Here is a 13,053-nt window from a genome sequence, read left to right as displayed (position 1 = left end):
TTTGATATCGTTGACAAACCCTCGCCGGGTTTAACACGTAGGGGCGCAGCATGCTGCGCCCGTCCAGATAATCAATGGGTTAGCTAGGGTAAGTCAAAGATCGGCCAACAGGATCTTCGAGCGGCGCTGGTAGTTATATAAAGCCTGCTTCTGCATCGGCAGCACGTCGACTTCCGCCGGAGTGAAGCCGCGCTCCTGGAACCAGTGGATGCTGCGTGTGGTCAGCACAAACAGCTTCTGTAGCCCCATCTGGCGCGCCTGGCTTTCTACCCGCTGCAGCAGCATCTCGCCCCGTGACGAACTGCGGTAATCCGGATGCACCGCCACGCAGGCCATCTCACCAATCTTCTCTTCCGGGAACGGATAGAGCGCCGCGCAGGCAATGGTCAGGTTATCGCGTTCGATAATCGTGAACTTGTCGATCTCCATTTCCAACTGTTCGCGCGAACGGCGGACTAAAATCCCTTGTTGCTCCAATGGGCGGATCAGCTCGAGTATCCCACCGATATCATTGATGGTTGCCCGGCGTACCTGCTCGGCGCTCTCCATGACGATTTGGGTACCGATACCGTCGCGTGAAAACAGCTCCTGTACCAGTGCACCATCCTCCTGATAGCTGATCAGGTGGCTGCGGCGTACCCCGCTGCGGCAGGCCTTTACCGCGCCGCGCAGGAAGCGCACGGTGCCGGAATGGTAGTCACCAGTCTCTTCCAACTGCTCAATGCGTTTTTGCGCATCGTTGGGGAACAGTTCGGAAAGGATATTGCCTTCCGCATCGGTCACCCCTTGTGATGAACAGAAGCCGATCATTTTCTCAGCCTTCAGCTTGATTGCCAACTGGGTAGCGACTTCTTCCGAGGTCAGGTTAAAGCTCTCGCCAGTTACCGATACCGCCACCGGGCCAATCAGCACGATGGCCTTACTGTCGAGTTGGCGATGAATGGCTTCTTCATCAATACGGCGTATACGGCCGCTATGGCAATAATCGACGCCATCATCCACGCCCAGCGGTTGAGCGATAATAAAGTTGCCGCTCACTACGTTGATGTGCGCCCCTTGCAATGGGGTGTTATTCAGGCTCATGGAAAGTCGTGCGGTAATATCCAGCTGTAACAAGCCAGCGGCCTGCTTGACCAACTCTAGCGTATGGGCGTCGGTCACCCGGGTATGCTTATGGTAAATCGGCTCGTAGTTATGCTGCGCCAGATTGGCGTCAATCTGCGGCCGCGCACCGTAGACCACCACCAAACGAATGCCCAGGCTATGTAACAGCCCGATATCATTGACGATACTGGAAAAGTTTTCATGTTCAATAGCTTCGCCACCCAGCATGACGACAAAGGTCTTGCCACGGTGAGTATTGATATAGGGAACTGAGTGACGAAATCCTTGCACCAGCTCTGTACTACGTTCCTTCACGGCAAGACCTCATTTGCATATTTATACGGTATTTTTGTATTTTTATTCTTTTATTGCGCCAAAGGCAAGTAGGAAATGAGAGTGATTTTTCTGACAAATGTGCTAACTGATTAATAAATTGAAAGATCATAAAAAGATTTTCTGATGACAGCGGTGAATGGATTGGGTAAAGTTTTTGCCATTGTTTTTTTTTGCTGTTTTTTTAATCGTTATTTTTACCGGAGCCGCATGCCTAACTCTAATCACAATCCGGGTCGCCGTCGTTTGTTGCAGGGGGTTGCCGCAACCTGGTTGCTGAGTGTGAGTCGCGTTGGTTTCGCCGCTGCTTCTCATGTGATTGCCGTCCGTGTCTGGCCTTCCTCGACCTATACCCGAGTCACGCTGGAATCCAATGTTCCACTGAAATACAAACAGTTTGCCCTGACCAATCCAGAGCGCATCGTGGTGGATGTGGAAGGGGTACAGCTGAATAGCGTGCTTAAAGGGATTGCCGGGCAGGTGCGCAAAGAAGATCCCTATCTGAAACAGGCGCGGGTCGGCCAGTTCGACAAGAATACCGTCAGGCTGGTGCTGGAACTCAAGCAAAGCGTCAGCCCAAATATGTTTACCCTGACACCCGTCTCCGAATACCGCAACCGCCTGGTGATGGATCTTTATCCAACCAAGGGGGGCAGCGGTGAAGAATATGATCCGCTGTTGGCGTTACTGGAAGATTACAACAAGGGCGATCTGGAGCGGACGTTACCGGCAGAAGCACCGCAAGCCGGTAAGGCTGGGCGCGATCGGCCGATTGTGATCATGCTCGATCCTGGGCACGGCGGTGAAGATCCGGGGGCTATTGGCAAAAACAAAACCCGTGAAAAAGATATTGTGTTGCAGATTGCCCGTCGTCTCAGTGCGCTGATCAAACGCGAACCCAACATGAGAGTGTTTATGACGCGCAATGAAGACGTGTTTATCCCATTAAAGGTGCGCGTAGCCAAAGCTCGTAAGCAGCGGGCCGATCTGTTTGTCTCGATCCACGCCGATGCTTTCAGCAACCGTTCGGCACGCGGTTCCTCGGTGTTTGCGCTTTCTACCAAAGGGGCCACCAGCAACGCCGCCAAGTTTCTGGCGCAAACCCAGAACGCCGCCGACGACATCGGCGGGGTCAGCAAGAGTGGCGATCGCTACCTGGATCACACCATGTTCGATCTATTGCAGACCGCCACCGTCAATGACAGTTTGAAGTTCGGTAAGGAAGTGCTGAACCGGATGGGTAAAATTAACCGCCTGCACAAAAATCGTGTCGATCAGGCCGGCTTCGCCGTATTGAAGGCCCCGGATATCCCGTCGATCCTGGTGGAGACGGCGTTTATCAGCAATCTGGAAGAAGAGCGCAAGCTGCGCACCAGCCATTTTCAGCAGCAGGTGGCGCAATCTATTCTGGCCGGGATCAAAGCCTATTTCGCCAACGGTGGCGCATTGGCACGGCGTTAAACCAGGCGTAGCCCAAGGAAGGGCGGTGTGGTTAATTGGGAAGGTAGGGGAAATTCAGATACAAAAAAACACCCGTTAAGGTGCTTGTCTGATGTAATCAAGATTGGTTGCGGGGGCCAGATTTGAACTGACGACCTTCGGGTTATGAGCCCGACGAGCTACCGGGCTGCTCCACCCCGCGTCCGTCTTGATACTGATATTATCGAACCAACCCTTCATGTGATACCGCCATTGCCGTATCGGTTGGTTGCGGGGGCCGGATTTGAACCGACGACCTTCGGGTTATGAGCCCGACGAGCTACCAGGCTGCTCCACCCCGCGTCCGTATAATACCTTTTCTTTCATCGAATCCAACACATTTTTGATACCGTTATCACAGTATCGGTTGGTTGCGGGGGCCAGATTTGAACTGACGACCTTCGGGTTATGAGCCCGACGAGCTACCAGGCTGCTCCACCCCGCGTCCGATGGAAGCGCACTATACTCTCCAGGCATTTTGTTGCAAACCCTTTTTGCATATAATTCACCGAAAGCCATTTATATGCTGAATTAGTCCCCAATTTGCGTTTTTTTTCATCATAATCATCTGGCTGGGAATTTTTAGCGGTAGCGATTCCTTTATCTATAGCCGTTTGTTATCGTTCAGCCAGTTTACCCGTATCCATTGGGTATGGAACATATCAGTCTGAGAGAGTGTGCAATGAAAGGACGTTGGGGCAAATACCTGCTCGGTGGGTTAGTGGTTGCGGTACTGGCCGGTTGTTCGTCAAAACCGACCGACCGTGGGCAGCAGTATAAAGATGGTCATCTGGATCAGTCGCTGGAGTTGGTGAATCGTCCCAATGCCAGAGGCGCCCCGATCAACGGCCAGGATTACTCTAACCAGCTGATGGAGATTAAGTACGCTTCGCCGTCGCTGTTTAACCGCAATAACTCCACCTATCAGGCAGTGCAAAACTGGATGGCGGCGGGGGCGGATACGCGCCAACTGAACCAGTTCGGCCTCAGCGCCTATCAGATGGAAGGCGTAGATAGCTATGGCAACGTCCAGTTCACCGGCTATTACACCCCGGTGCTGCAGGCGCGCTATACCCAGCAGGGCGAATTCCGCTACCCGCTGTACAGCATGCCAGCCAAAGGTAAGCGTCGCCTGCCGGATCGTGCCGGTATTTACTCAGGGGCGCTGGACAGCCGTTACATCATTGCTTACACCAACTCCCTGATGGATAACTTCATGATGGAAGTGCAGGGCAGCGGCTATGTCGATTTCGGCAATGGCCAGCCATTGGTGTTCTTTGGTTATAGCGGCAAGAACGGCCATGCTTACCGCAGTATCGGCAAGGTGCTGATCGATCGCGGTGAAGTGGCCAAGGCCGATATGTCCATGCAAGCCATTCGCCAGTGGGCGGATACCCACAGCGAAGCTGAGGTGCGCGAACTGCTGGAGCAAAACCCGTCGTTCGTGTTCTTCCACCCGGTGCCTTTTGCTCCGGTGAAAGGGGCCAGCGCGGTGCCGTTGATTGCCAAAGCCTCCGTGGCTTCCGATCGCTCCCTGATCCCGGCCGGTACCACGTTGCTGGCAGAAGTCCCGCTACTGGACAACAAGGGCAAGTTCACGGGAAAATATGAAATGCGCCTGATGGTTGCCCTTGACGTGGGCGGTGCCATCAAGGGCCAGCACTTTGATATGTACCAGGGGATTGGCCCAGAAGCCGGACACTCGGCAGGGTTCTATAATCACTATGGCCGGGTCTGGGTATTGAAAGGCGGTAATCCTGGGGCACAGCTGTTTAGTGCCAATCAACCGTTGACCACCTCGAGTGGTTCCCAGCTGGATTAGTTCGACCGTAGGGGCGCTGCATGCTGCGCCCGCAAAGCAGCGCCTAACGTTGTGATTCCGGTGGGTTTATGAGCGTCCTCAGGGCCGGATTTCCGGCCCTGACTATTTGCAACCAAGGTAAGTAAAGAGAAATGAGTACAGCCTATTCAGAGGCCTATCTACAGCGTTTTGGCGGTACGGCACGCCTGTACGGCCAATCGGCATTGGCCCTGTTTGCCCAGGCGCACGTTTGTGTGATCGGCATTGGCGGGGTCGGCTCATGGGCGGCTGAAGCGTTGGCACGCACCGGCATTGGTGCGATCACCCTGATCGACATGGATGACGTCTGCGTCACCAACACCAATCGGCAGATCCATGCTTTGCGCCAGCATGTTGGCCAGTCGAAAACCGAAGTGATGGCAGAGCGGATCCTGGCGATCAACCCGGAATGCCGGGTGACCTGCGTAGATGACTTTATTACCCCAGATAACGTCGCCGAGTTGTTGAATCATAATTTCAGCTATGTGATTGATGCGATCGACAGCGTGCGGCCCAAAGCGGCGTTGTTGGCCTATTGCCGCCGTTTCAAGATCCCGGTGGTCACTACCGGCGGTGCCGGTGGGCAGATTGATCCTACGCAGATCGCCGTGGCCGATCTGGCCAAAACTATTCAGGATCCACTGGCAGCCAAACTGCGCGAAAGGTTGAAGAACGACTTTAACGTGGTGAAAAACAGCAAAGGCAAGCTGGGGATCGACTGCGTCTTCTCCACCGAGCCGCTGGTATACCCGCAGCCTGATGGTTCAGTGTGTGCCTCGCGCAGTACCGCAGAAGGGCCGAAGAGAATGGATTGCAGCGCGGGTTTTGGCGCGGCGACCATGGTCACCGCGACCTTTGGCTTTATTGCCGTCTCCCACGCGTTGAAGAAGATGGTGGCAAAGGCGGCACGTCAGGCATAGCTGGCAGCGATAGCGTGCACCCTGGCCGCCAAGGCTGCCAGGCCGCTGGCTCGGGTGGCGCTGAGCTGGGCACGCAGCGCCAAGCTATCAAACAGTGCCAAAGGATCGATAGCTAAGACCTGCTGCGGCGTTTTGCCTTCGACTGCGGTCAGCAGGATCGCCAGCAGGCCGCGCACAATGCGTCCTTCGCTGTCGCCATAAAAATGCAGTGTTCCATCAGCCAACCTCTGGTGCCCCAACCAGACCCGGTTCTCGCAACCGCTCAGCTCCATCTCCGTTTGCCGCAGATCGGCCGCCAGCGATGGCAAGCGTTTCGCCAGCATGATCAGTTGGCGGTAACGGTCTTCCCACTGTTTTAGCGCGCTGAAGGTTGTTATCAGCGTCTCGGCGGTGATTTCACGGCCAAAAGGGTGAGGGGCAAGCATCGGTTCTCCATTTTGCATCTTATTCCGCCAGTAATTCGATGGCATTAGTTAACGCCAGCACCAGAGCATCGACGTCTTGCGGCGTGTTATAAGGCGCAAATGACGCACGTAACGTTCCGCTGACCCCTAATGCGGCGATCAAAGGTTGGGCGCAGTGTTGGCCCGCGCGTACCGCGATGTTCTGTTCGGCTAACAGGGTGACGATATCACTGTGGTGGATCCCGGCGATATCAAAGGCCAGCAGGCTGGAGCCGGAACTGCGGAAGCTGCGAAATCCGGGTAACTGCTGCAAACGCTGTTCGGCATTTTGCGCCAGGGCGCGGCTGTATTGCTCGGCGGCGGCCATATCCTGCGTTTCCAGCCAGCTCAACGCGGCACCCAGCCCCAGCACTCCGGCAATATTCGGCGTACCGGCCTCAAAACAGTGCGGCGGTTTTTGTGGCGTAAAGCCGCTGAAAGAAGCCTGCGTCAGCATTTTCCCCCCGCCTTGCCATGGCCCCATTTGGGCCAGCAACGCGGTTTTGCCATACAACGCACCAATGCCAGTTGGGCCATAGAGTTTATGCGCTGAGAAGGCGTAGAAATCGATATCCAGCCGCTGAACGTCGGCAGGGCAATGCACAATGCCCTGTGCGCCGTCGATCATCACTACTGCGTTGACCGCATGAGCCAACTCAATAGCCAGCGCGATATCCGGGCAGCCTCCCGTGACGTTAGACATTTGTCCCAAGGCCAGAATGCGGGTTTTCTCGCACAACAGCGTAGGGAGCAGCGTCAAATCTGGCAGGCGATCGGGGCCAAGCGGCAGCTTCACCACTTCGGCACCGGTCTGTTCTGCCACCATCAACCACGGGATCAGGTTGGCATGATGCTCCGCCTCGCTAACCAGGATCTGATCCCCGGGCTGCAGGCGTGGGCGAGCATAGCTCTGCGCGACCAGATTGATGGCTTCGGTGGTGCCACGGGTCCAAACGATATCGTCCGCACCGGGGGCATTAATCAAGGTAGCGACCTGCTGGCGTGCCTGCTCAAAGCGCTGGGTCAAATCCTGAGCCGCACGATGTTGGCTACGGTGTACGGTGGCGGCATCTGCGCTGTAAAACTGCTGCGTGGCGTCGATCACCGCCTGCGGTTTTAACGCGGTAGCGGCACTGTCCAGATAAATTCCCGCCTGTTGAAGGGCCGGGAACTGGCTGCGGAACAAGGTAGGCTCAAAAGGCTTCATCGGCTGATTATCAGTGGCTTTGTCAGCCATTGATCCTGTCCTATTTTGCCGTCAGAGACAAGTTATCCCGAACAATTGTCGCTGTTTCCTGGAAATCTGACGAAAGTTTGTTATGCTGAATATTGGCGTTCGAATGAGTCCCTTAAATAACAGAAATGAGTTTTACAGCATTTTTATCTACAAGGAGTCACAAATGAACAAGACAGCCGCAGTTATCGCTGCCCTGATGCTCACGTTTACCCTGGCAGCCTGCTCAAGCAACTACGTCATGCACACCAGCGATGGACGCACCATTGTCGCCGATGGAAAACCCAAGGTGGACGACGATACCGGGATGATCAGCTACAAAGATGCCAACGGCGTTGAGCAGCAGATTAACCGTGCCGATGTGAAGGAGATGGTCGAAGGTAATCAGTAATTTTCAGGCAAAAAAAAGCACCGCGAAGTTGGCGGTGCTGCATAAAATCACTATGGACAGACAGGGTAAATGTACAGGAAGTGAAAAACAGTAGCCTAGCTACCATGTCCGAATTGGCGGACAAATTGCAAACACAACATCACAACCACAAGCCAAAAGTTCATCGGCGTCCTCGACACCCAATCCCTTTTCGTTCCGGCCCAGGAAGTGTCGCCACTATAGGTATTTACTGGCGCATGCTCAACGGACAATTTATAATGGCTCGGATTAAAAAAACTAATGGCAATAGTCCACGCGGATGGGCTAGTGGCGTTATGTATCGTGCAGCCTGATCTCGTTTGCGAAACCCGGCGGCCATTTGTTACATAAATGTAACTAAAGCCGATGAATTGCAGATTGGCCGCTTAGGCGCATCCTTGCGCTCGCGGCATTTGAACATCCCTGTTCGGCACAGCCTGGCGGCGTTAAAGGCGCATTCAGCCGACAACGCCGCAGTTTGCAATACAAAAGGGTTAATTCATGTCTAAACGTCTCCCTCCTCTTAATGCTCTGCGGGTTTTTGACGCGGCAGCCCGCCATTTGAGCTTTACCAAGGCGGCAGAGGAGCTGTTTGTTACCCAGGCCGCAGTCAGCCATCAGATCAAGTCTCTGGAAGATTTCCTGGGGCTGAAACTATTTCGACGGCGTAACCGTTCGCTGTTGCTGACGGAAGAGGGACAGAGTTATTACCTGGATATCAAAGAGATTTTCTCTTCGATCAATGAGGCAACACGCAAGCTTCAGGCACGCAGTGCCAAGGGGGCTTTGACCGTCAGCCTGCCACCCAGTTTCGCCATTCAGTGGCTGGTGCCACGTCTTTCCAGCTTTAACTCAGCTTATCCGGGGATCGATGTACGTATCCAGGCCATTGACCGCGAAGAAGAAAAGCTGGCGGATGACGTTGACGTGGCGATATTTTATGGCCGTGGCAACTGGCCGGGAGTGCGCACAGAGCGTTTGTATGCGGAATATCTGCTGCCGGTTTGCTCTCCCAGCCTGTTAATGGGCGATCATGCACTGAAAGTGCCGGGCGATCTGGCTTATCATACGCTTCTGCATGATACTTCACGCCGCGACTGGTTGGCATACACCCGCCAACTGGGGTTACAGCATATCAACGTGCAGCAAGGGCCAATCTTTAGCCATAGCGCCATGGTGGTTCAGGCAGCCGTTCATGGTCAGGGGATTGCTCTGGTGAACAACGTGATGGCGCAAACCGAGATCGAAGCCGGTCGGCTGGTCTGCCCGTTTAACGATGTGCTGGTAAGTAAAAACGCTTTTTATCTGGTATGTCATGACAGCCAGGCAGAACTGGGTAAAATAGCCGCCTTTCGCCAATGGATCTTGGCGCGTGCGGCCAGCGAACAGGAGAAGTTCCGCTTTCGCTATGAACAATAAGGCCGGCTGCGGTGACGTTGTGGCTGGTGGATCTCGATTAAGGTGAATAATGATGAGTAGCCGTTCTATGCTGATTTTTGCTGCTATCAGTGGTTTTGTCTATGTTGCTCTGGGCGCGTTTGGTGCGCACGTATTGAGTAGTGCGCTTGGGGTCAATGAAATGGCCTGGATCCGCACCGGGCTTGATTACCAGGGGTTCCATACTCTGGCGATCCTGGGGTTGGCCGTTGCCATGCAGCGTCGGGTCAGCCTGTGGTTTTACTGGAGCGGAGCGCTGTTGGCGCTCGGCACCGTGTTGTTCAGCGGCAGTCTGTACTGTCTGGCGCTGTCTCACCAAAAGGTTTGGGTTTATGTCACGCCAGTAGGCGGGACCTGCTTCCTGATCGGTTGGGCATTGATGTTGATTGGCGCTTTGCGTCTGAGGAAAAAGGCCGAGCGCCATGAATAAGATCGCGTTGTACTGCCGCCAAGGCTTTGAGAAAGAGTGCGCGGCGGAAATTACCGACAAGGCCGCCCAGTTGGAAGTATTTGGCTTTGCCAGGGTTAAAGACAACAGCGGCTATGTGCTGTTTGAATGCTATCAGCCGGACGATGCCGATCGCCTGGCGAAAGAAATCCCGTTCCGTGAGCTGATCTTTGCCCGCCAGATGTTGGTGGTGGGAGAACTGCTGCGTGATTTGCCGCCGGAAGATCGGGTTTCACCGATTGTCGGCATGCTGATGGGCGTGGTCGACCGCGGCGGTGAATTACGGGTCGAAGTGCCAGATACCAACGAAAGCAAAGAGCTGCTGAAGTTCTGCCGCAAGCTGACTGTGCCGCTGCGCGGCGCATTGCGTGAGCAGAAAGTGCTGATGGCGCGTGAGAATCCCTCTCGCCCGGTGGTACACGTGTTCTTTATCGCGCCGGGCTGTTGCTACGTGGGGTATTCCTACAGCAACAACAACTCCCCGTTCTATATGGGGATCCCTCGGCTGAAGTTCCCGTCCGATGCGCCAAGCCGCTCTACGCTGAAGCTGGAAGAGGCTTTCCACGTTTTCATCCCGGCAGACGAATGGGATGAGCGTTTAGGCAGTGGGATGTTTGCGGTCGATCTGGGGGCTTGCCCTGGCGGCTGGACCTATCAGTTGGTCAAACGCAGCATGATGGTGCATTCGGTGGACAACGGCCCGATGGCCCCGAGCCTGATGGATACCGGGCAGGTGACCCATCATCGTGTCGACGGCTTCCGTTTTGAACCGACCACCAGCAAAAACTACTGGGTAGTGTGCGATATGGTGGAGAAGCCGGCAAAAGTGACCAGCCTGATGATCCAATGGTTGCTCAAAGGCTGGTGCCGTGAGGCGATCTTTAACCTGAAGCTGCCGATGAAGAAGCGCTACGAAGAGGTGGCGCAGAACCTGCAAAGCATCCACGAAGCCTTGGCCAACGAGGGGATTAGCGCAGAGATCCACGCCAAGCAGCTGTACCACGATCGTGAAGAGATCACCGTACACGTGCGCCGCATGTGGTCGGCCATTCCCGGCCGCCGCGACGAGCGCGAGTAAGGCATAGGGGCGTTGCTGCTGGCAGCGCCCTTAATTTATTGGCAAACGTAACTGTTGCAGATTGCCGTCCAGCGTTAGATCGGTACGCAAAGTGGCGACCTGCTTGCTGATATAGGCCAGCTCGCGGTGCTCTAACAGCTTGCTGTGCCACTTCTCCGGCACCTGCTCCAGGTGTTGATACAGACCATCCAGACTCCCCATCTGTTGCAGTAGCAATACCGCCGTTTTTGGCCCGATACCGGCAACGCCTGGGATCTTGCTGCTACCAATGCCTGCCAGTCCCCAATAATCCGTGAGCTGTTGCGGTAACACACCAAACTCTTGCTGCACAAACGGCATATCCAACCAGCGTTTCTGGAAGTAATCTCGGATCTGTACGCTGGGTACCAGCAGCTGGCAGTAGCCTTTGTCGGTAGAGACAATCGTCACCTGGTGGCCGCCAGCGGCAATTTTGGCCGTCAGGGTCGCAGCCAGATCGTCCGCCTCATTGCCTGCAGAATGCCAACTGGCCACCCCAAGCTCGGCAAACGCTTCGCGCAGCTGCGGCATTTCCTGATGCAGGTTTTCCGGCATCGGCGAACGTCCGGCTTTGTAATCGGGCAGAATTTGATGGCGCCAGCTCTCGCTACGGTCGTCTTCGTCGAACACCGCCACGGCGTGGGTGGGTTGGCTGTGTTGAATCAACTGCTGTAGCGCATGTTTGCAAGCGTTGACACAAGGGGATCCCTGCACCGCATGAATGCGGCGGATTAGGTTCAGAGCATCGACAATCAGTAAATGTATAGGCATAGGCAAGACAACAACGTCAGATAATAAGGGCGGCTATGACGCCGCCCAGAGGTGATGATCAGGCTACAATCTCGTAGCAAGGTACATAGGCGGTACCCGGCAGTTTCATCCTGTGCTGGGCGACAAAGCCCTGCAACAGGCTGTCCATCTGCTTCATCATCAACGGATCGCCATGCAGCTTGTAAGGGCCGAACTGTTCGATGGCATGAATGCCGTTCTCCTTCACGTTGCCCGCCACGATCCCTGAGAATGCACGGCGCAGGGCCGCAGCCAACTGTTCTGCCGGTTGATTCGGGTACAGGTTGAGGTTGGCCATGTTTTCATGGCTTGGCTCGAAGGGGAGCTGCAGGTCCGGTGCAATACGCATCGACCAGTTAAAGCTGTAGGCATCACCGGTATTACGGCGGTTTTCTTTCACCAGCGGCATGGCCTTTTTCATCTGACGGGCCACTTCGGCCGGATCGTCAATGATGATGGTGTAATGACGGCGTGCTTCCTCGCCCAGCGTATTCATGATGAATTCGTCCAGCACGCGGAAGTAATCGGCACTCTCTTTTGGCCCGGTGAGGATCAGCGGCAGGACCTGTTCGCTGTTTTCCGGATTCATCAGAATGCCCAACAGATACAGCAGTTCTTCTGCCGTACCGACCCCACCAGGGAAAATGATGATGCCGTGTGCGATACGCACAAAGGCTTCCAGACGTTTTTCGATATCTGGCATGATCACCAGTTCGTTAACCAGCGGATTCGGCGGCTCGGCGGCAATGATGGAAGGTTCGGTCATACCGATAAAGCGGCTATTGTGGTAACGCTGCTGCGCATGGCCGACGGCTGCCCCTTTCATTGGTGCTTCCATGGCCCCTGGCCCACAGCCGGTACAGATATTCAGCTCGCGCAGGCCCAACTGGCTACCGACTTTACGGGCATACAGATATTCGTTTTCATTGATCGAGTGGCCACCCCAGCACACCACCATATTCGGGTCTTCGTCGAGGTGCAGCGTGCGGGCATTACGCAGGATGGAGAACACCAGATTGGTGATATGAATGGAGTCTTCCGAATTCAGGTGTTGGAAACGCTCGGCGCTGTCAATTTGGCCGTGGACAAACAGGATATCGCGCAGCACCGCAAACAGGTTGGCCTGCAGTGAACGAATAATGCGGCCATCAACGAAAGCCTCTTCTGGCGGGTTCACCAGCTCCAGTTTTACGCCGCGTTCACGGCGCAGCACGTTGATATCAAAGTTTTCGTAACGCGACAGTAGCTGTTTGCTGTTGTCGGTCTGGCTACCGGAATTTAACACCGCCAGGGAGCAGTTGCGGAACAAACGGTACAGGTCGCTGCTGGCGGTACGCTTCAGCATGTCAACTTCCAGCTGCGACAACAAATCCATAGCGCCAAGTGGGCTGATATGTGTAATCAAGGTAACTCCTTTGCGCCCATAAACAGGGCGATAATAATCCTTACCTGTCTCTGTGCACTGCGGTAAGAATTTTGTATTGCCTACTGGAATGCCTGAGCAAAAAGCGGGCACTCTTG

Annotated in this window: 12 protein-coding genes and 3 tRNA genes; 7 read left to right on the top strand and 8 right to left on the bottom strand. The window is 54.9% G+C overall.

What is annotated here, in order from left to right:
- Positions 1 to 93 precede the first annotated feature (93 nt).
- The gene (argA, locus tag D9980_RS14690) at positions 94 to 1,419 is read right to left on the bottom strand and encodes an amino-acid N-acetyltransferase (RefSeq protein WP_121607681.1); all 1,326 of its coding nucleotides are present in this window, start codon (positions 1,417 to 1,419) and stop codon (positions 94 to 96) included.
- A gap of 228 nt (positions 1,420 to 1,647) precedes the next feature.
- Between argA and amiC the strand changes: the two genes are divergently transcribed.
- Positions 1,648 to 2,898: an N-acetylmuramoyl-L-alanine amidase AmiC gene (gene amiC, locus D9980_RS14685; RefSeq protein ID WP_024484292.1), complete on the top strand. Its 1,251-nt coding sequence runs from the start codon at positions 1,648 to 1,650 to the stop codon at positions 2,896 to 2,898.
- Positions 2,899 to 3,002: 104 nt separating this feature from the next.
- On the opposite strand, the gene D9980_RS14680 is transcribed toward amiC, so the two are convergent.
- The 3 genes from D9980_RS14680 to D9980_RS14670 all read right to left on the bottom strand — a co-directional run bounded on the left by D9980_RS14680 (position 3,003) and on the right by D9980_RS14670 (position 3,361).
- A tRNA-Met gene (locus D9980_RS14680) sits at positions 3,003 to 3,079 on the bottom strand.
- 63 nt (positions 3,080 to 3,142) lie between these two features.
- A tRNA-Met gene (locus D9980_RS14675) sits at positions 3,143 to 3,219 on the bottom strand.
- Between the two features lie 65 nt (positions 3,220 to 3,284).
- Positions 3,285 to 3,361, bottom strand: a tRNA-Met gene (locus tag D9980_RS14670).
- A 237-nt stretch (positions 3,362 to 3,598) separates the two neighbouring features.
- Here D9980_RS14670 and mltA point away from each other — a divergent pair.
- Positions 3,599 to 4,738, top strand: coding sequence for a murein transglycosylase A (gene mltA, locus D9980_RS14665; protein ID WP_121607680.1), 1,140 nt, complete (start codon positions 3,599 to 3,601; stop codon positions 4,736 to 4,738).
- A 131-nt stretch (positions 4,739 to 4,869) separates the two neighbouring features.
- A complete protein-coding gene (gene tcdA, locus D9980_RS14660) occupies positions 4,870 to 5,676 on the top strand; it encodes a tRNA cyclic N6-threonylcarbamoyladenosine(37) synthase TcdA (protein ID WP_024484294.1) in 807 nt (268 codons plus the stop codon).
- On the opposite strand, the gene csdE is transcribed toward tcdA, so the two are convergent.
- Positions 5,667 to 6,101: a cysteine desulfurase sulfur acceptor subunit CsdE gene (gene csdE / locus D9980_RS14655; protein ID WP_024484295.1), complete on the bottom strand. Its 435-nt coding sequence runs from the start codon at positions 6,099 to 6,101 to the stop codon at positions 5,667 to 5,669. The two genes, tcdA and csdE, sit on opposite strands and share 10 nt — an antisense overlap.
- Before the next feature lie 19 nt (positions 6,102 to 6,120).
- On the bottom strand, positions 6,121 to 7,326 hold the full coding sequence (csdA, locus tag D9980_RS14650) for a cysteine desulfurase CsdA (RefSeq protein WP_121609026.1): 1,206 nt from the start codon (positions 7,324 to 7,326) through the stop codon (positions 6,121 to 6,123).
- Between the two features lie 193 nt (positions 7,327 to 7,519).
- On the opposite strand from csdA, the gene D9980_RS14645 reads away from it, so the two are divergent.
- The 4 genes from D9980_RS14645 to rlmM all read left to right on the top strand — a co-directional run bounded on the left by D9980_RS14645 (position 7,520) and on the right by rlmM (position 10,725).
- On the top strand, positions 7,520 to 7,744 hold the full coding sequence (locus D9980_RS14645; protein WP_121607679.1) for a YgdI/YgdR family lipoprotein: 225 nt from the start codon (positions 7,520 to 7,522) through the stop codon (positions 7,742 to 7,744).
- 519 nt (positions 7,745 to 8,263) lie between these two features.
- On the top strand, positions 8,264 to 9,181 hold the full coding sequence (locus D9980_RS14640; protein ID WP_024484298.1) for a transcriptional regulator GcvA: 918 nt from the start codon (positions 8,264 to 8,266) through the stop codon (positions 9,179 to 9,181).
- Between the two features lie 52 nt (positions 9,182 to 9,233).
- Positions 9,234 to 9,629, top strand: coding sequence for a DUF423 domain-containing protein (locus D9980_RS14635; protein WP_024484299.1), 396 nt, complete (start codon positions 9,234 to 9,236; stop codon positions 9,627 to 9,629).
- A complete protein-coding gene (gene rlmM / locus D9980_RS14630) occupies positions 9,622 to 10,725 on the top strand; it encodes a 23S rRNA (cytidine(2498)-2'-O)-methyltransferase RlmM (protein ID WP_021179890.1) in 1,104 nt (367 codons plus the stop codon). Before D9980_RS14635 ends, rlmM begins: the two co-directional genes overlap by 8 nt.
- A 30-nt stretch (positions 10,726 to 10,755) precedes the next feature.
- On the opposite strand, the gene xni is transcribed toward rlmM, so the two are convergent.
- Both xni and ppnN read right to left on the bottom strand, forming a co-directional pair.
- Positions 10,756 to 11,514, bottom strand: a complete 759-nt coding sequence (gene xni / locus D9980_RS14625) for a flap endonuclease Xni (RefSeq protein WP_121607678.1) — start codon at positions 11,512 to 11,514, stop codon at positions 10,756 to 10,758.
- A 58-nt stretch (positions 11,515 to 11,572) separates the two neighbouring features.
- Positions 11,573 to 12,937 (bottom strand): nucleotide 5'-monophosphate nucleosidase PpnN, encoded by a 1,365-nt coding sequence (gene ppnN / locus D9980_RS14620; protein WP_024484302.1) that lies wholly within the window; start codon positions 12,935 to 12,937, stop codon positions 11,573 to 11,575.
- Between the last annotated feature and the right edge of the window lie 116 nt (positions 12,938 to 13,053).

Origin of the sequence: Serratia sp. 3ACOL1, from assembly GCF_003668775.1 — a bacterium.
In the GTDB taxonomy this organism is placed as follows: domain Bacteria; phylum Pseudomonadota; class Gammaproteobacteria; order Enterobacterales; family Enterobacteriaceae; genus Chania; species Chania fonticola.
Note: the sequence above shows the minus strand (reverse complement) of the source record. Positions and strands in the feature narration are given on the sequence as shown.